Annotated in this window: 16 protein-coding genes; 9 read left to right on the forward strand and 7 right to left on the reverse strand. The window is 51.1% G+C overall.

Annotated elements, in window-relative coordinates; genetic code table 11:
• Window positions 1-257: 257 nt before the first annotated feature.
• From groL to groES, 3 genes are read right to left on the reverse strand one after another with little or no spacing between them, the layout of a single operon-like run.
• Window positions 258-1,892, reverse strand: a complete 1,635-nt coding sequence (gene groL / locus HMPREF2696_RS01690) for a chaperonin GroEL (protein ID WP_049322649.1) — start codon at window positions 1,890-1,892, stop codon at window positions 258-260.
• A 29-nt stretch (window positions 1,893-1,921) separates the two neighbouring features.
• On the reverse strand, window positions 1,922-2,140 hold the full coding sequence (locus HMPREF2696_RS01695) for a hypothetical protein (RefSeq protein ID WP_049336910.1): 219 nt from the start codon (window positions 2,138-2,140) through the stop codon (window positions 1,922-1,924).
• A gap of 18 nt (window positions 2,141-2,158) precedes the next feature.
• Window positions 2,159-2,446: a co-chaperone GroES gene (gene groES / locus HMPREF2696_RS01700; protein ID WP_003744509.1), complete on the reverse strand. Its 288-nt coding sequence runs from the start codon at window positions 2,444-2,446 to the stop codon at window positions 2,159-2,161.
• Window positions 2,447-2,864: 418 nt separating this feature from the next.
• Between groES and HMPREF2696_RS01705 the strand changes: the two genes are divergently transcribed.
• From HMPREF2696_RS01705 to HMPREF2696_RS01735, 7 genes are all read left to right on the forward strand, one after another.
• Window positions 2,865-4,880 carry a TonB-dependent receptor domain-containing protein gene (locus HMPREF2696_RS01705; protein WP_049336909.1) on the forward strand — a complete coding sequence of 672 codons (2,016 nt, stop codon included), beginning with the start codon at window positions 2,865-2,867 and terminating at the stop codon, window positions 4,878-4,880.
• A 115-nt stretch (window positions 4,881-4,995) separates the two neighbouring features.
• On the forward strand, window positions 4,996-5,958 hold the full coding sequence (locus HMPREF2696_RS01710; RefSeq protein WP_049336908.1) for a siderophore ABC transporter substrate-binding protein: 963 nt from the start codon (window positions 4,996-4,998) through the stop codon (window positions 5,956-5,958).
• Window positions 5,959-6,139: 181 nt separating this feature from the next.
• On the forward strand, window positions 6,140-7,108 hold the full coding sequence (locus HMPREF2696_RS01715; RefSeq protein WP_004520979.1) for an ABC transporter permease: 969 nt from the start codon (window positions 6,140-6,142) through the stop codon (window positions 7,106-7,108).
• Window positions 7,098-8,069: an iron chelate uptake ABC transporter family permease subunit gene (locus tag HMPREF2696_RS01720; RefSeq protein ID WP_004520978.1), complete on the forward strand. Its 972-nt coding sequence runs from the start codon at window positions 7,098-7,100 to the stop codon at window positions 8,067-8,069. The genes HMPREF2696_RS01715 and HMPREF2696_RS01720 overlap by 11 nt, the downstream gene beginning before the upstream one ends.
• Before the next feature lie 142 nt (window positions 8,070-8,211).
• Window positions 8,212-10,077, forward strand: a complete 1,866-nt coding sequence (locus tag HMPREF2696_RS01725; protein ID WP_049336907.1) for an acyltransferase family protein — start codon at window positions 8,212-8,214, stop codon at window positions 10,075-10,077.
• Between the two features lie 140 nt (window positions 10,078-10,217).
• A complete protein-coding gene (locus HMPREF2696_RS01730; protein ID WP_004520976.1) occupies window positions 10,218-10,844 on the forward strand; it encodes an FmdE family protein in 627 nt (208 codons plus the stop codon).
• An 81-nt stretch (window positions 10,845-10,925) separates the two neighbouring features.
• On the forward strand, window positions 10,926-11,684 hold the full coding sequence (locus tag HMPREF2696_RS01735) for an iron ABC transporter ATP-binding protein (RefSeq protein ID WP_039862545.1): 759 nt from the start codon (window positions 10,926-10,928) through the stop codon (window positions 11,682-11,684).
• A gap of 68 nt (window positions 11,685-11,752) precedes the next feature.
• On the opposite strand, the gene HMPREF2696_RS01740 is transcribed toward HMPREF2696_RS01735, so the two are convergent.
• From HMPREF2696_RS01740 to HMPREF2696_RS01755, 4 genes are all read right to left on the reverse strand, one after another.
• On the reverse strand, window positions 11,753-13,045 hold the full coding sequence (locus HMPREF2696_RS01740) for a valine--pyruvate transaminase (protein ID WP_004520973.1): 1,293 nt from the start codon (window positions 13,043-13,045) through the stop codon (window positions 11,753-11,755).
• 143 nt (window positions 13,046-13,188) lie between these two features.
• Entirely contained in the window at window positions 13,189-13,347 is a 159-nt protein-coding gene (locus HMPREF2696_RS01745) for a DUF1328 domain-containing protein (RefSeq protein WP_039862543.1), read from the reverse strand.
• 71 nt (window positions 13,348-13,418) lie between these two features.
• Window positions 13,419-13,613 carry a CsbD family protein gene (locus HMPREF2696_RS01750; protein WP_004520971.1) on the reverse strand — a complete coding sequence of 65 codons (195 nt, stop codon included), beginning with the start codon at window positions 13,611-13,613 and terminating at the stop codon, window positions 13,419-13,421.
• A gap of 301 nt (window positions 13,614-13,914) precedes the next feature.
• Complete coding sequence (locus HMPREF2696_RS01755) at window positions 13,915-14,214, reverse strand: porin (RefSeq protein WP_004520970.1); 300 nt, start codon at window positions 14,212-14,214, stop codon at window positions 13,915-13,917.
• Between the two features lie 94 nt (window positions 14,215-14,308).
• On the opposite strand from HMPREF2696_RS01755, the gene HMPREF2696_RS01760 reads away from it, so the two are divergent.
• Both HMPREF2696_RS01760 and ruvC read left to right on the forward strand, forming a co-directional pair.
• Window positions 14,309-15,139 carry a carbon-nitrogen hydrolase family protein gene (locus HMPREF2696_RS01760; protein ID WP_070587570.1) on the forward strand — a complete coding sequence of 277 codons (831 nt, stop codon included), beginning with the start codon at window positions 14,309-14,311 and terminating at the stop codon, window positions 15,137-15,139.
• A gap of 7 nt (window positions 15,140-15,146) precedes the next feature.
• Complete coding sequence (gene ruvC / locus HMPREF2696_RS01765) at window positions 15,147-15,689, forward strand: crossover junction endodeoxyribonuclease RuvC (RefSeq protein ID WP_070587573.1); 543 nt, start codon at window positions 15,147-15,149, stop codon at window positions 15,687-15,689.
• Window positions 15,690-15,765: the final 76 nt, after the last annotated feature.

The following is a 15,765-nucleotide window of genomic DNA, read 5'->3' on the forward strand; positions in this document are numbered from 1 at the left end:
TCCGATACAGCCGTTCGGACAAAAAGTAACGGTTTAAATCATTAAGCAGGCCGTCTGAAACGCAAAATAAAGTTTCAGACGGCCTTTTTTTGATAATGAAGTTTATTTGATTGCTTCTAATTCAATGGAACTGGCTACCCTTATTTCTCTGTAAATCATGGCATTCTCCTCACCATCTCATGCCTCTACTGCAAATAAAAAACCGCACGGCTGCTTGCCGTGCGGTTTTGCTTTTTGTCTGAAGGTTTCAGACGGCCTTACATCATGCCGCCCATACCACCCATGCCACCCATATCAGGCATAGCTGGTTTTTCTTCAGGGATTTCAGCGATCATGCAGTCTGTGGTCAGCATCAGGCCGGCGATGGATGCGGCGTGTTGCAGCGCAGAACGGGTTACTTTAGCAGGGTCGAGTACGCCCATTTCGATCATGTCGCCGTATTCGCCGGAGCCTGCGTTGTAACCGTAGTTGCCTTTGCCTTCCAACACTTTGTTTACAACCACGCTAGGTTCGCCGCCTGCGTTGGCAACGATTTGACGCAGTGGAGACTCAACGGCGCGCAAGACGATTTGTACGCCTGCGTCTTGGTCAGCATTGCCGGTGTGCAGGTTTTCCAAAGCAGCACGTGCGCGCAACAGGGCTACGCCACCGCCTGCAACCACGCCTTCTTCAACGGCGGCGCGGGTAGCGTGCAGCGCGTCTTCCACGCGGTCTTTTTTCTCTTTCATTTCCACTTCAGTAGCGGCACCGACTTTGATTACTGCCACACCGCCGGCCAATTTAGCCACGCGCTCTTGCAGTTTTTCTTTGTCGTATTCGCTGGTTGCGGTTTCGATTTGTTGGCGGATTTCGGCAACACGCGCTTCGATTTGGGCTGCGTCGCCGAAGCCATCGATGATGGTGGTGTTTTCTTTACCGATTTCGATGCGTTTGGCTTGACCCAAATCGTCCAAAGTCGCTTTTTCCAGAGACAGGCCGACTTCTTCAGAAATCACCACGCCGCCGGTCAGGATAGCGATGTCTTGCAACATGGCTTTGCGGCGGTCGCCGAAGCCAGGGGCTTTAACGGCAACGGTTTTCAGGATGCCACGGATGTTGTTCACCACCAAAGTCGCCAAGGCTTCGCCTTCTACGTCTTCAGCGATAATCAAGAGCGGACGGCTGGCTTTGGCCACTTGTTCCAAAACAGGCAACAAATCGCGGATGTTGCTGATTTTTTTGTCGAACAACAATACAAACGGATTGTCCAAAGCAGCGATTTGTTTTTCAGCGTCGTTGATGAAGTAAGGAGACAGATAGCCGCGGTCGAATTGCATACCTTCAACCACGTCCAGCTCGTTTTCCAAAGATTTGCCGTCTTCAACGGTAATCACGCCTTCTTTGCCGACTTTTTCCATCGCTTCGGCGATAATCGCGCCGACTTGTTCGTCAGAGTTGGCGGAAATAGAGCCGACTTGGGCGATTTCTTTAGAAGTGTCGCAAGGTTTGGCGATGTTTTTCAGCTCGTCAACCAAAGCGGCAACGGCTTTGTCGATACCGCGTTTCAGGTCGGTCGGATTCATACCGGCGGTCACATATTTCATGCCTTCGGCAACGATGGATTGCGCCAATACGGTTGCAGTAGTGGTACCGTCGCCGGCTACGTCGTTGGTTTTAGACGCCACTTCTTTCACCATTTGCGCGCCCATGTTTTCGAATTTGTCTTTTAATTCGATTTCTTTTGCAACAGACACACCGTCTTTAGTGATGTGCGGGCCGCCGAAAGCGCGGTCGAGTACCACGTTGCGGCCTTTAGGGCCCAAAGTTACGCGTACGGCGTTTGCCAATACGTTGACGCCGTTTACCATTTTTTGGCGAACTTCATTGCCGAACTGTACGTCTTTTGCTGCCATATTTTATCTCCAGAAATTTTAATAATAAGTTAAGAATTTAGGCTGTCGATATGTGTTTGAATTTTTTTCCAAAGCTCCACATCTTTATGTTCATTTTGCGGACGAACAGTACCTGTGTGAAAAACATCTACGATCAAATCACTACCAGGAAAAGTAAACCGCTCAGCATCCTTAATGATACTTTTCTCAGCTTTTAATTTGTCAGTTAAGTAGGATTTCAGTAAATCAAGTTCTTTGCATTTGGTCATAACGTAAATCTCACTAGTTTATTCAACGATACCGAAGATGTCTTCTTCACGCATTACCAACAGCTCTTCGCCGTCGGCTTTTACAGTTTGGCCACTGTATTTGCCGAAGATCACTTTGTCGCCGACTTTGACATCCAGCGGACGGCGCGCGCCGTCTTTACCGATTTTGCCCGCACCTACGGCGATTACTTCGCCCATGTCGGGTTTTTCAGCAGCCGCACCCGGCAAAACGATGCCAGAGGCGGTTTTTTCTTCAGCTTCTAAGCGTTTGACGACTACGCGGTCGTGTAAAGGGCGGATGGTCATGTCTTAATGCTCCGATAAATAAATAGATTGAAAACAATTGTCTGTCGGACATGACAGACACGGTTTGCTTGGAAATAGCGGCACACTTAGTAGAAAGCCTGCCGTAATGGCGAGTAGATTTGGGTTGTTTGCGACAAATTCAAGGGAAAAAGTAAAAATTTCTATGCAGTCTTTCCAAATATTTTCATACGCAAAAATGCCCGATCACATATTTTTCAGACGGCCTGATATACCAACTGCAAAGTTCGTTTAAAAACAACCCATTTCCTTAACAAATTCAATACAACTCTTTACAACTGTTTCTTTTATATGCATTATTATAAATGATGATTATTCTTAATTGCATATTTTTAAAGATAATTTCTCTTTATTTGCTTTTATTTTTTTATTACTGTCATTTTATTAAGGACATTTCTCAATGAATACGCCCCTGTTCCGACTGAGCCTGCTGTCACTGACACTGGCAGCCGGTTTTGCCCATGCAGAAAATGAAGCCAAAGACAATGTTGTGCTTGATACCGTTACCGTCAAAGGTCAGGCCACAAGCGCCACACATCGCGTAACGACAAAACGTATGGAAGAAACGACTTCCACTGATTTAAAAGACGTATTGTTCAACGAACCCTCTATCAGTTTCGGCGGCGGCAACGGTCAGTCGCAGTGGGTAACCATCCGCGGTATGGGACAAGACCAAATAGACTATAAAGTTGACGATACTTACACCGACAGCCAGATTTTCCACCACAACGGCCGCTTTATGCTTGACCCCGCATTGGTAAAAGTCGTTGCCGTGCAAAAAGGTACGGGTTCGGCCTCCGCAGGTATCGGTGCAACCAGCGGCGCGATTGTTGCCGAAACGGTTGAAGCCAAAGATTTGCTGAGAGAGGGTCAAAACGTCGGTTTCAAAGTCAATGCCGGCATCAGCAGCAATAAAGGCTATTCACGCGGCGCAAGCGTTTATGGTCAGGCAGGCGGTTTTGACGCTTTGGTTTCAGGCAATTTCGTACGCGACAAAGAATACACGGCAGGCAAAGGCTACCGTAATCTGCTCGGAAGCGATAAGGTTTTAAACAGTGGATTGGGTTCACGCGGTTTGCTGGGCAAAATCGGCTATCGTTTCAACGAGGACAACCGTATTGAATTAAGCCACCGCCAAGAGAAGCAATATGGGGAACGCGCCCTGCGCGAAGAGTTCGATTTCTCGCAAGTATTCCAAACCGACCGCCGTACGGGTCAATACGTTTTGGATGCCAACGGCAACCGTATTCCGAATGTCGCCACCAACTCGCCGCGTTACCGCACACTGACCCAAGACACCACCAACTTGGAATTCAAAGGCGGAAACTTGGGCTTTATTGACAAAATCAAAGCCAATGTTTACCGTTTGAATACCAAACGTGATGAAGCCCCCAGTCCAGATTATGAATTGGACGGCGAAGTACGGACATACGGAGCCAACCTCAATCTCGACAGCCGTCTATTTGACCGCCATACCTTGAAATACGGAGTAAACTGGCGCACTCAAAAAAGCAGCTCAAAAGGAGAAAACAGCGAGAAGAAAAGCGATGCCGGCGTATATGTAGAAGGCATTTGGGATTTCTCACCGGTTACGCTGACCACAGGTTTGCGCTATGACCGCTGGAAAATGAAAACCAGCAGTAATACAGAAAATTCAGACGGCAACCTCAATCCAAGCATCGGGTTGGTTTATGACATTACCCCTGATTTTTCCATCAACACCAGCCTGAACTATGCAACCCGCAGCCCCCGCCTGTACGAAGCAGCTTTAGCAAACAACAGGCCGATTATTTCATCACCTGACTTGAAAGCAGAACGCTCGCGAAATGCAGAAATCGGCTTTAACTACCACTGGAATTCTGCCCTGACGCTCTCCGGCAGCTATTTCCATCAGCAAATCAAAGATGTACAGGCCATCCGTCAAGAAGGACGAAACAACGTCTGGTATAACGGCGGCAAGCTGAAAAACACAGGTTACGAACTGAATGCAGCCTACCGCTGGAAAGGTCTGACCGCACGTGCAGGCGTAGCCTACAGCAAACCGAAGCTGAATGGCGATACCGCTGACAAAGTAACGACCGCCATCCCGATGGGACGCACATGGACAACCGGTCTCTCTTACCAATTCGACAATCCGAATCTGGAAATCGGCTGGCGCGGACGTTATGTCCAAAATGCAGGCTATGCCCCGACCTCGCGCGGCTCTGATGTGGCTCTGAATGTCGTCCGTGCAGGCTACGGCGTCAACGATATCTTCGCCAACTGGAAACCGACAGGCAAAGACGACTTGAACGTCAACTTCTCCGTCAACAATGTCTTTGATAAAAACTACAAGCCGCACAGCCAACGCGCAGGTGCCAATTCCCTGCCTGAACCAGGCCGCGATGTCCGCCTAAGCGTGAACTACCGCTTCTAAGCAATCAGCTTGAAAAAGCCGTCTGAAAACAAAAGTTTTCAGACGGCATCTAGCTTTATAATCCGATACAAGTTATCATTTCTATTTACTTTATTTCCGACCACGGAGAAACCCTATGTTACGTTTGACCGCTTTAGCCGTATGCTGCACCCTCGCTTTGGGTGCGTGTTCACCGAAAGATTCTGCGTCCAACCAAGCCCAAACTGCTTCCGCTTCTGCCGCCCAAACCGAAGGTGCAAGCCTGACCGTTAAAACGGCGCGCGGTGAAGCAAAAGTGCCGCAAAATCCGGAGCGTATCGCCGTTTACGATTTGGGCATGCTCGACACTTTAAACAAACTGGGCGTGAAAACCGGTTTGTCCGTCGACAAAAACCGCCTGCCCTACTTGGACGAATATTTCAAAACCACGAAACCTGCCGGCACGCTGTTTGAGCCTGACTACGAAGCCTTAAACGCTTACAAACCGCAGCTCATCATTATTGGCAGCCGTGCAGCTAAAGCATTTGACAAGTTGAACGAGATTGCGCCGACCATCGAGATGACCGCCGAAACCGCCAATCTGAAAGAAAGCTCAAAAGAGCGCATCGACGCACTGGGTCAAATCTTCGGCAAACAGGCCGAAGCGGACAAGCTGAAAGCGGAAATCGATGCTTCGTTTGAAGCAGCGAAAACTGCTGCGCAAGGCAAAGGCAAGGGTTTGGTGGTATTGGTCAACGGCGGTAAGATGTCGGCTTTCGGCCCTTCCTCACGTTTGGGCGGTTGGTTGCATAAAGATATTGGCGTTCCCGCTGTTGATGAATCGATTAAGGAAGGCAGCCACGGCCAGCCTATCAGCTTTGAATACCTGAAAGAGAAAAACCCTGATTGGCTGTTTGTTTTGGACCGCGGCGCGGCCATCGGTGAAGAAGGTCAGGCTGCGAAAGATGTGTTGAACAATCCGCTGGTTGCCGAAACGACCGCTTGGAAAAAAGGACAGGTGGTTTACCTTGTTCCTGAAACTTATCTGGCGGCCGGCGGCGCACAAGAATTGCTGAATGCTTCCAAACAGGTTGCCGACGCATTCAACGCGGCGAAATAATTGTTTCGGCGGGCGGCAATGTCCACCCTTCCGTTTTACGGCATCCAGACGGCCTTTGCCCAAGCTGTATTTTGGTCATTAGGTCGTCTGAAACGGGCATTCTTGCCCGTTTGCTTCGTTATATTTTAAAACGATACAACTATAAAATAATGCCTTTGTTTCTTTTACGACTTTATCGTTTATGTTTCACAAGCCCTTTTCTTTAAACCTTATCAACGGCATCGCGCTTTTGATATTGTTTGCCGTCAGCCTGTCGGTCGGCGTGGCCGAATTCAAATGGTCCGCCCTGTTTTCGCTATCCGACAGCCAGCAGGTCATGTTCATCAGCCGCCTGCCGCGCACGTTTGCGATTGTGCTGACGGGTGCGTCGATGGCAGTGGCCGGCATGATTATGCAGATTTTGATGCGCAACCGTTTTGTCGAACCGTCGATGGTGGGCGCAAGCCAAAGCGCGGCTTTGGGTTTGCTGTTGATGACCCTGCTACTTCCGGCCGCGCCGCTGCTGGCAAAAATGTCGGTTGCCGCCGTTGCCGCGCTGATCGGGATGTTGGTCTTTATGCTGCTGATCCGCCGCCTGCCGCCGACCGCGCAACTGATGGTGCCTTTGGTCGGGATTATTTTTGGCGGTGTGATTGAGGCGGTGGCCACCTTTATTGCGTATGAAAACGAAATGTTGCAAATGCTCGGCGTGTGGCAACAGGGTGATTTTTCCGGCGTGTTGCTCGGGCGGTATGAGCTGCTGTGGGCAACGGGGATTTTGGCTTTGTTTGCCTATTTGATTGCCGACCAGCTGACGATTTTGGGTTTGGGCGAAACAGTAAGCGTGAATTTGGGGCTGAACCGGACGGCGATTCTGTGGTCGGGGCTGATTATTGTGGCGCTGATTACGTCTTTGGTGGTCGTGACAGTCGGCAATATTCCGTTTATCGGCTTGGTCGTGCCGAACATCATCAGCCGCCTGATGGGCGACAAACTGCGTCAAAGCCTGCCGGCGGTGGCCTTGCTGGGCGCATCTTTGGTGTTGCTGTGCGATATTGTCGGACGCGTGATTGTGTTTCCGTTTGAAATTCCGGTCTCTACGGTTTTTGGCGTAATGGGGACGGCTTTGTTTTTATGGCTTTTATTAAGGAAACCTGCTCATGCCGTCTGAAAAAAATATCGGTTTTATGGCAGGAAGCAGCCGTCCGTTGTGGGTCGCCTTTGCGCTGTTGCTGGTTTCCTGCGTCCTGTTTATGACGCTCAACGTCAAAGGCGATTGGGACTTTGTCTTACACCTGCGTCTGACCAAACTTGCCGCGCTGCTGATGGTTGCCTATGCGGTCGGCGTGTCCACGCAACTCTTCCAAACGCTGACCAACAATCCGATTCTGACCCCTTCGATTTTGGGTTTCGATTCGCTGTATGTGTTTTTGCAGACCTTGCTGGTGTTTACGCTCGGCGGCGTGGGCTATGCTTCCCTGCCGTTGACGGGCAAATTTGGCTTTGAACTGGTCGTCATGATGGGCGGCTCGCTGCTGCTGTTCTACACGCTCATCAAACAGGGCGGACGCGATTTGTCGCGCATGATTTTAATCGGCGTGATTTTCGGGATTTTGTTCCGCAGCCTGTCATCGCTGCTTTCGCGCATGATTGACCCCGAAGAATTTACCGCCGCACAGGCGAATATGTTTGCCACTTTCAATACCGTCCACTCGGAATTGTTGGGTATCGGCGCAGTCGTGTTGCTCATCAGCGCCGCCGTGATTTGGCGAGAACGCCACCGCCTCGATGTTTACCTGCTCGGCCGCAATCAAGCCATCAATTTGGGCATCAACTACACGCGCAATACCTTATGGCTGCTGTTGTGGATCGCTGCATTGGTTGCGACCGCGACCGCCGTTGTCGGCCCGGTAAGCTTTTTCGGCCTGCTGGTTGCCGCGCTGGCCAACCATTTTTCTCCGTCGGTCAAACATTCTGTCCGCCTGCCCATGACTTTTTGTGTCGGCGGCATCCTGCTGGTCGGCGGGCAAACCATCTTCGAGCACTTCCTCGGCATGCAGGCCGTATTGAGCGTGGTCGTCGAATTTGCAGGTGGATTGGTATTTTTATATTTGGTGTTGAAAAAGAAATAAATTAAACGTGCCCAAACGTTCGCAAAAATAAATTCAGGTCGTCTGAAATCCATGTTTAAAAAATATTTAATCCTTGAAATGAAACTAAATTTCTGACATGTACTCATAGTAAACATTACTGGATTTACTAGAATTACAAAAAATGAGCACGACATTAAAATACCGTCCCGACTTGGACGGCATCCGGGCGTTGGCAGTCTTGGCTGTCATTATTTTCCACATTGATGCCGCTTGGCTGCCCGGCGGCTTTCTCGGCGTGGATATGTTTTTCGTCCTGTCCGGCTACCTGATCACCACCATCATCAGCCGCGAAATGCAAAACGGCAGTTTTTCGTTTTTAGAGTTTTACAAACGCCGCGCGAAGCGCATTTTGCCTGTTTTTTCCTGCGTATTGCTGTGTACAAGCTTGGCCGCCGCAATCTTTTTCTTGTCGTTTGACCTGCGCCAATACGTCAAATCCGCAGTGTTTGCGTTGCTGTTTTCGGCTAACCTGTTTTTTGCACGGCGCGGCGGTTATTTTGATGCCGACGCGGCGGAAAAACCTTTGCAACACATTTGGTCTTTATCGCTGGAAGAGCAGTTTTACTTTGTTTTTCCAGTTTTGCTGACTGCTTTTTTCCGATTCAGCAAAGGGCGCAACATCCGCCAATTCATCCTTTTGCTGATTGTATTGAGCCTGTTGTCCGTCTTTTTGCCCACCTTCGGCATGGATCCTTATTTCCTGCCTTATGTGCGCGCATATGAGCTGCTGATCGGCGCACTTTTTGCCTTTATTCCGCCCTCCCAAACCAACGACCGTTTCAGCACGCCTCTGGTCGGCTGGGCGATGATGGCGGTTATTGCCGCCATGCTACTGCTTCCTTACGGCGTGTTGCCCGGCGAAGGCAATATCGAACGATTGCTGTGCTGTACGGCGGTTGGCGGCTTGATTTACTCAGGCAAAACCCTGCAAACGCAAAGTGGCTTCAATACCGCCAAACTGTTGAGCCTCAAGCCCGTTGTGTTTATCGGTTTGATTTCCTATTCACTGTATCTCTGGCATTGGGTGGTCTTGGCCGTCATGCGCTATGTTTACATGGACAACGCTTTGCCGATGTCCGCGATTGTATTGGCAGTGGTGCTGATGTCCGGCTTGTCTGTTTTGTCCTATTACTTCGTCGAAACACCGGCGCGACGGATAAAGAATTTCACCACCAAGAAATTCATCAGGGTCATCGCCGCCTATTTCGCCCTGCTGATTCCTGCCGCCGGCTACCTGCTGACTGCCAAACCGGCCGCATACGAGACAAACCTATATACGGTTGACGAAAGTAAAATCTGCGCGGATACCTTGACTAAAACCGACTGCGCGGTCGGCGCAGAAAACCAAAGCAGCAAAGTCCTGCTGATGGGCGACTCCCACGCCGCCCACCTGACGCCCTTTATCGATATGGTGGGTAAACAGGAAAGCTTTGCCGCCGACATTATCTCGTCCAACAGCTGCGGCGTTGCCTTCGGTTTTATGTTGCCGCAAAGCGACCGCCGTGCCAACCGTTGCAACCCTTACAACCGCTTTATTGCACAAAAGGTCGAAAACTATCCGGTGGTCTTTATCTCGCAACGTTGGTTCCTGCATACCGACAAGCCCGGTTTTACGGAGCATTTCGGCAAAATGCTCGATACCCTGATCCAACAGAGCAAGCAGGTTTACGTCTTTGCCGACACGCCGATGAACGCGCAACTGCCCCTGCGCCATTACTACCTGAAACAGCGTCTCGGCATCGATATGCAATACGTTTCCGAGCATAAAAAAGCGGAAATTGCCCGCTCCGCCGAAGCGGAAAAAACCATAGAAAACATAGTCAAACAGCGGCCTGCCGTGCATTGGGTCAACATCATGGAGCCTATTCCGGCAGACAAAACCATAGACGGCCTGCCGATATATTTCGACACCAACCACCTCAACACCCACGGCGCGACAAAACTGGCGGAAAAATTTATACAGGACAAAAAAATACTCCTAAAATAACACCGCAGTTTCAGTCCGAAACCTTTGCCGCAATACTGAATGCAAATGCCGCTCAAAGCGCAGCAAACAGTATGCCGCAAAGGTTTCAGGCCGTCTGAAACCTTCAGGCGGCCTAAGCAAACCCATAAAGGATAACCCTCATGACACAAGAACGCCTCCCTTCATTCTTCGATGACGCCCCGACCATTACCGTCCAAGACGCATTGGCCGACTTCCTCGGCGCGGCCGAAAACGGCATCCTCACTTACCGCTACGCCGATGCCGTGCGCCTGTGCGGCCACTCCTGCCCGACCGTCGCCGGTGCCTACCTGATGGTGGTCAAAGGCCTGAAAGCCCTTTACGGCGAAGAGCTGCCGCAACGCGGCGACATCGAAGCCTTTATGCAGGGCGAGCGTGACGAAGGCACGACCGGCGTAACCGCTTCCGTCGTCCAACTCCTTACCGGCGCGGCACCCGAAACCGGCTTTGGCGGCGTAGGCCCAGCCGGACGCTTTGCCCGCCGCCACCTCTTGTCCTTTGGTGCAGGCGAAATCAACGGCACACTCGCGCTCCGCCGCCGCGATACCGGCAAAACCGTTGCCGTCAGCCTCAACGCCGCGCTCCAACCCTTTGCGCCGCAAATGCGCGACATCATGCCCAAAGCCGTCAGCGGCAGCGCAAGTACCGACGAACTCAAACAATTCGGCGAGCTTTGGCAAGAACGCGTCCGCGCCTTCCTGATCGACCAAGCCGACAATCCCGAATTTGTCACCGTCAGCGAAATCTAAAACGTCATAATCAATAAGTTTCAGACGGCCTTAAAACTCAAGGCCATCTGAAACCCCAATTTCCCATTTTCGGACCCGCCTATGATTACCATCCGCAACGTCAGCCACACCATCGGCAGCAACCCCATCCTCAACGACGTCAGCCTCGACATCCCCGAAGGCGGCATTACCGCGCTGATCGGCCCGAACGGCGCAGGCAAGTCCACCCTCCTCTCTTTTATGGCGCGCCTGCAGCCCTTGGTACGCGGCGACATCAGCTACGCAGGCAAAGACATCAAAACCACCCCCACCGCCGAACTCGCCCGCACGCTTTCCATCCTCACCCAAGAAAACAGCATCATGAGCCGCATTACCGTGCGCGACCTGCTCATGTTCGGCCGCTATCCCTACCACCAAGGCAGGCCGTCTGAAACGGATAAAACCATCGTCGAAGAAGCGCTCACCGAGTTCCACCTGCAAGACTTTGCCGACCGCTACCTGACCGAGCTTTCCGGCGGCCAACGCCAACGCGCCATGATTGCCATGGTGTTCTGCCAGCGCACCGACTACGTTTTGCTGGACGAACCGCTGAACAACCTCGACATGTATCATGCCCGCTCCCTCATGCAAATCCTGCGCCGACTGACCGACGAACACAAACGCACCACCGTCGTCGTCCTACACGACATCAACCAGGCCGCCGCCTACGCCGATTACGTCGTCGCCATGAAAAACGGCCAAGTCGCCATGCAGGGCAAGCCCAACGATATTTTCACCGCCGAAAACATCAAAACCTTATTCGATATGGACGTCAACGTCCTCGATTACGAAGGCAAAAAACTGGTTATCCACCATATCTAAATCCGACAAAAAGGCCGTCTGAAACCTGATTACCCACGTTTCAGACGGCCTTTGCCTATTCAAAGCATTTATTTTTTATCATACAAACCGCGCACCACGCGACCGATCGCGGCAATGCCTTTTTCCAGCGTTTCCGCGTCCTGCGCAATGCTCATGCGGATGCACTCGCGGGCGTGCGGGTAATCCTGCGTGTCGATGCCGACGAAGAAATGCTCGCCCGGAATAATCAGCGTGCCTTCGGCTTTAAGCATTTCGTACAAGGTTTGCGACGAAACAGGCAGGTTTTCAAACCAAAGCCACAAGAAAATCGCACCTTCAGGCTTGTGGATTTTCAACGGATACGCGCCCAATTCGCGTTTGAGCAGGGAAACCGCCGTTTGCGCCTGCCGACGGTAAAACGGCTGAATCACTTGGTCGGCCAGCTGTTTCAGACGGCCGTCGTTTAACAGCGGAGCCGCAATCGCCGCGCCGAAACGCGTAGGCGACAGGTTCACAATCGCATTCAAACTGCTGACGGCTTTGACCACTTCCGGCGCAGCGACAATAATGCCGGTACGCACGCCGGGCAGGCCGATTTTAGAAAGGCTGAAGCAGAGGATGATGTTTTCGTGCCAGTTGAGCGTCACATCACTGTAAGTAATATTCGGGAACGGCATTCCGTAAGCGTTGTCGATAATCAGCGGAATCCCATGCTCCTGCGCCAAAGCGTCCAAACGCGCCATCTCTCCGTCGGTCAACACATTGCCGGTCGGGTTGGTCGGGCGCGAACAGCAAATCGCACCAATTTTGCCCTCTTTCAATTCAGGCAGGCTCTCCAGCGCGTCAAAGTCCACGCGGTATTTGAAAAAGCCTGCTTCGCCTTCGTGTTCGACATTTTCGATTTTCGGCTTCACCGAAATAAAATGCTGCCCTTCGACATGCACGTCGGCATAACCGATATATTCAGGCGCAAGCGGCAACAAAATGGCTTTCTCAGCCGTTTGGCCGTCTGAAAGATTGAATTTGCCGCCAAACAGGTTGAACAAATAGAAAAACGCGTTTTGCGAACCATTGGTCAGCGCGATATTGTCCGCCGTCAGGTTCCAGCCGTATTCGCGGTTGAGAAACTCAGTCAAAGCCGCAATCAGCGCCGCATCGCCCTGCGGATTGGAATAATTGCCGATATTCTCAACAGCGTGTTCCGCCGCCAGTTTAGAAAACACATCGGCGAACACCGCATTGACTTCAGCAATCTTCGCCGGATTGCCGCCGCCAAGCATGTTGACGGGCTTGTCACTTTTGAGCGCATCGCCCAAATCGTCCATCAACTGCAAAATACCGCTGTGTTGTGTGAATTTTTCACCGAATGCTGAAAACTGCATGGAAACTCCGTTGCTAGGTGTGTGTGGAAACAATAAACCGCTATTATAAGAACAAAGGCCGTCTGAAAACCAGTTATCCTGATTGTTCAGACGGCCTATTTGACGGAATGGTGGCTTGATACAACCTTATTGGTTTACAGGTATTATTTCTTCCTGCCAAAAATCAGTGATATCACCGACAAGATCAAGAAACCGGCAAATAAAATTTTGGCTATGCCTGCCGCACTACCTGCAATACCACCGAAACCTAATACAGCTGCAATAATAGCGATTATAAAGAAAACGATCGAATAATGAAGCATGATTTTTTCCTTTCGGTTTAATATAAAACGGTCGAGGGGGATACGACCGTTTATTATGAAATTCAACGGTCTTAGCTGTTCAACCAATCATCAATTTCTTTTTCAGCTTCATCTTTAGTGCGACCGTAACGCTCTTGGATTTTACCAGCCAACTGATCGCGCTTGCCTTCGATGATGTCCAAATCGTCGTTTGTCAGCTCGCCCCATTTTTCTTTGGCTTTACCTTTAAGTTGCTCCCATTTTCCTTTGATAATATCTTCATTCATAGTTATATAATCCTATCTTATTGATTAATATTTAATTCACTGATAAAACCGCTTGCATTTAACCTTACTTGATAATTTTTTAATTTGCAAGCAATGCCAATGCTGATTTTTTAATCAGCTACCCAATATTTTATTAATTTTATAAATAATCAATAAGTTATATAAAATTGTTAAATTTTGAAAATATTAAGATATTATTGATTACCGCCTTTTACGTGTATTCTTTAAATCAATCGACCTCACTATAAAAAACAGGCCGTCTGAAAATCTTTCAGACGGCCTTTACTATCCAATCTTTCCTTTAACGGCCAAAATTATCTCGGCGTTCGCGCCAGTCTTGGCGGATGGAGCCGCTTTTGCCGACCGGTGTGTCTTGTTCGACTTCCCAAATAAAATTCGTTCCGCCGCCAATCGGATGCGAGCCGCGTAAACCGATGTGGCTGCCTTGGTCGGCAACGGCAGTTCGGCTGTATGTTTGGCCGCCAAAACGGGTTTGCGAGGTTTCGATGCCGCTTTTGATGCTGCCGTAAAGCTGTACGTCGGCATGTGCGGCCAGTGCGGCGGTGGAAAGTGCGGCAGTGAGGAGAAGTTTCAAGTTCATGGTTTATCCTTTTTTGGAGAGGAATTGTGAGGCGATTGTATCGGCCTTGTGCGTAAACAAGTTACAATTCTTGCAAAATCTGACAGGAGTTTTGATGATGCACTCTTTACGCGCTGCCGCGGTGCAAATGGTGTCGTCCACCAACCCCGAAACCAATATTGCCACCATGAAACGCCTTGTCCGCGAGGCGGCCGAACAAGGGGCGGATTGGGTGTTGCTGCCCGAATATTGGCCGCTGATGGGCAAAAACGATACGGACAAGCTGGCATTTGCCGAGCCTTTGGACGATGGACGCGTCGGCGAAACCTGCGACACCCGTTTTCAGACGGCCTTAAGCGAAACGGCAAGGGAATGCGGCGTGGTGTTGTTTGGCGGTACGGTTCCACTGCAAAGCCCAGACGCGGGCAAGGTGATGAATACAATGCTTGTATATGACCGCGACGGCAACCGAATCGGGCTTTACCACAAAATGCACCTTTTCGGCTTTTCCGGTTTGGGCGAACGCTACGCCGAAGCCGATACGATACTGGCGGGCAGCGATGTGCCGAAGTTAAGCGTGGACGATGTTCCGCTGGCGGCCGGGGTCTGCTACGATTTGCGCTTTCCTGAGTTTTTCCGCGCCCAGCAGCCGTTTGATGTTTTGCTGTTGCCGGCCGCGTTTACCTATACGACCGGCAAGGCACATTGGGAATTGCTGCTGCGCGCCCGTGCAGTGGAAAACCAATGCTACGTCATCGCGTCGGCACAAGGCGGACTGCATGAAAGCGGCCGCCGCACATTCGGCCACAGTATGATTATCGACCCTTGGGGCGATGTGTTGGCGACGTTGCCCGAAGGCGAAGGCGTGATTTGTGCCGATTTGGATACCGCGCGACTGCAAAGCGTGCGCACGCGCCTGCCTGCCCTGAAACACCGACTACTTTAAACACACTATGTCCCACTCCCAACCCACACGCATTCTCGGCATCGACCCCGGCAGCCGCGTGACCGGCTTCGGCGTTATCGATGTCCACGGCCGCGAGCATCATTATGTTGCTTCCGGCTGTATCAAAACGCCGACCGGCGCGTCGCTTTCCGAACGCATCGCCGTAATTGTCCGCCATATCGACGAAATCATCCGCCACTATCAGCCGCATCAGGCGGCCATCGAACAAGTGTTTGTCAACGTCAATCCGGCCGCGACTTTGATGCTCGGTCAGGCGCGCGGTGCGGCGATTGCCGCTTTGGTCATGCACGACTTGCCCGTGTTTGAATACACCGCGCTTCAAGTCAAGCAGGCAGTGGTCGGCAAGGGCAAGGCCGCCAAAGAGCAGGTGCAGCATATGGTAGTCCAAATGCTCGCGCTTTCAGGCACGCCGCAAGCCGATGCCGCCGACGGACTCGCCGTCGCCCTCACCCACGCCCTGCGCAATCACGGATTAGCTTCGCAACTCAATCCCGAAGGCCTGCAGGTCAAACGCGGCCGTTTCCAATAGTAAGCCGACATTCAGGCCGTCTGAAATCGTGTTCCAGCCCGTTTTCAGACGGCCTTTCGGTTATAATAACCCTTTG

The organism is Neisseria sp. HMSC058F07, assembly GCF_001810035.1.
GTDB lineage: Bacteria > Pseudomonadota > Gammaproteobacteria > Burkholderiales > Neisseriaceae > Neisseria > Neisseria perflava.

Coding starts and splice junctions, on each gene's coding strand:
- groL (WP_049322649.1), bottom strand. CDS start 1,892: ATGGCAGCAAAAGACGTACAGTTCGGCAATGAAGTTCGCCAAAAAATG.
- HMPREF2696_RS01695 (WP_049336910.1), bottom strand. CDS start 2,140: ATGACCAAATGCAAAGAACTTGATTTACTGAAATCCTACTTAACTGAC.
- groES (WP_003744509.1), bottom strand. CDS start 2,446: ATGACCATCCGCCCTTTACACGACCGCGTAGTCGTCAAACGCTTAGAA.
- HMPREF2696_RS01705 (WP_049336909.1), top strand. CDS start 2,865: ATGAATACGCCCCTGTTCCGACTGAGCCTGCTGTCACTGACACTGGCA.
- HMPREF2696_RS01710 (WP_049336908.1), top strand. CDS start 4,996: ATGTTACGTTTGACCGCTTTAGCCGTATGCTGCACCCTCGCTTTGGGT.
- HMPREF2696_RS01715 (WP_004520979.1), top strand. CDS start 6,140: ATGTTTCACAAGCCCTTTTCTTTAAACCTTATCAACGGCATCGCGCTT.
- HMPREF2696_RS01720 (WP_004520978.1), top strand. CDS start 7,098: ATGCCGTCTGAAAAAAATATCGGTTTTATGGCAGGAAGCAGCCGTCCG.
- HMPREF2696_RS01725 (WP_049336907.1), top strand. CDS start 8,212: ATGAGCACGACATTAAAATACCGTCCCGACTTGGACGGCATCCGGGCG.
- HMPREF2696_RS01730 (WP_004520976.1), top strand. CDS start 10,218: ATGACACAAGAACGCCTCCCTTCATTCTTCGATGACGCCCCGACCATT.
- HMPREF2696_RS01735 (WP_039862545.1), top strand. CDS start 10,926: ATGATTACCATCCGCAACGTCAGCCACACCATCGGCAGCAACCCCATC.
- HMPREF2696_RS01740 (WP_004520973.1), bottom strand. CDS start 13,045: ATGCAGTTTTCAGCATTCGGTGAAAAATTCACACAACACAGCGGTATT.
- HMPREF2696_RS01745 (WP_039862543.1), bottom strand. CDS start 13,347: ATGCTTCATTATTCGATCGTTTTCTTTATAATCGCTATTATTGCAGCT.
- HMPREF2696_RS01750 (WP_004520971.1), bottom strand. CDS start 13,613: ATGAATGAAGATATTATCAAAGGAAAATGGGAGCAACTTAAAGGTAAA.
- HMPREF2696_RS01755 (WP_004520970.1), bottom strand. CDS start 14,214: ATGAACTTGAAACTTCTCCTCACTGCCGCACTTTCCACCGCCGCACTG.
- HMPREF2696_RS01760 (WP_070587570.1), top strand. CDS start 14,309: ATGATGCACTCTTTACGCGCTGCCGCGGTGCAAATGGTGTCGTCCACC.
- ruvC (WP_070587573.1), top strand. CDS start 15,147: ATGTCCCACTCCCAACCCACACGCATTCTCGGCATCGACCCCGGCAGC.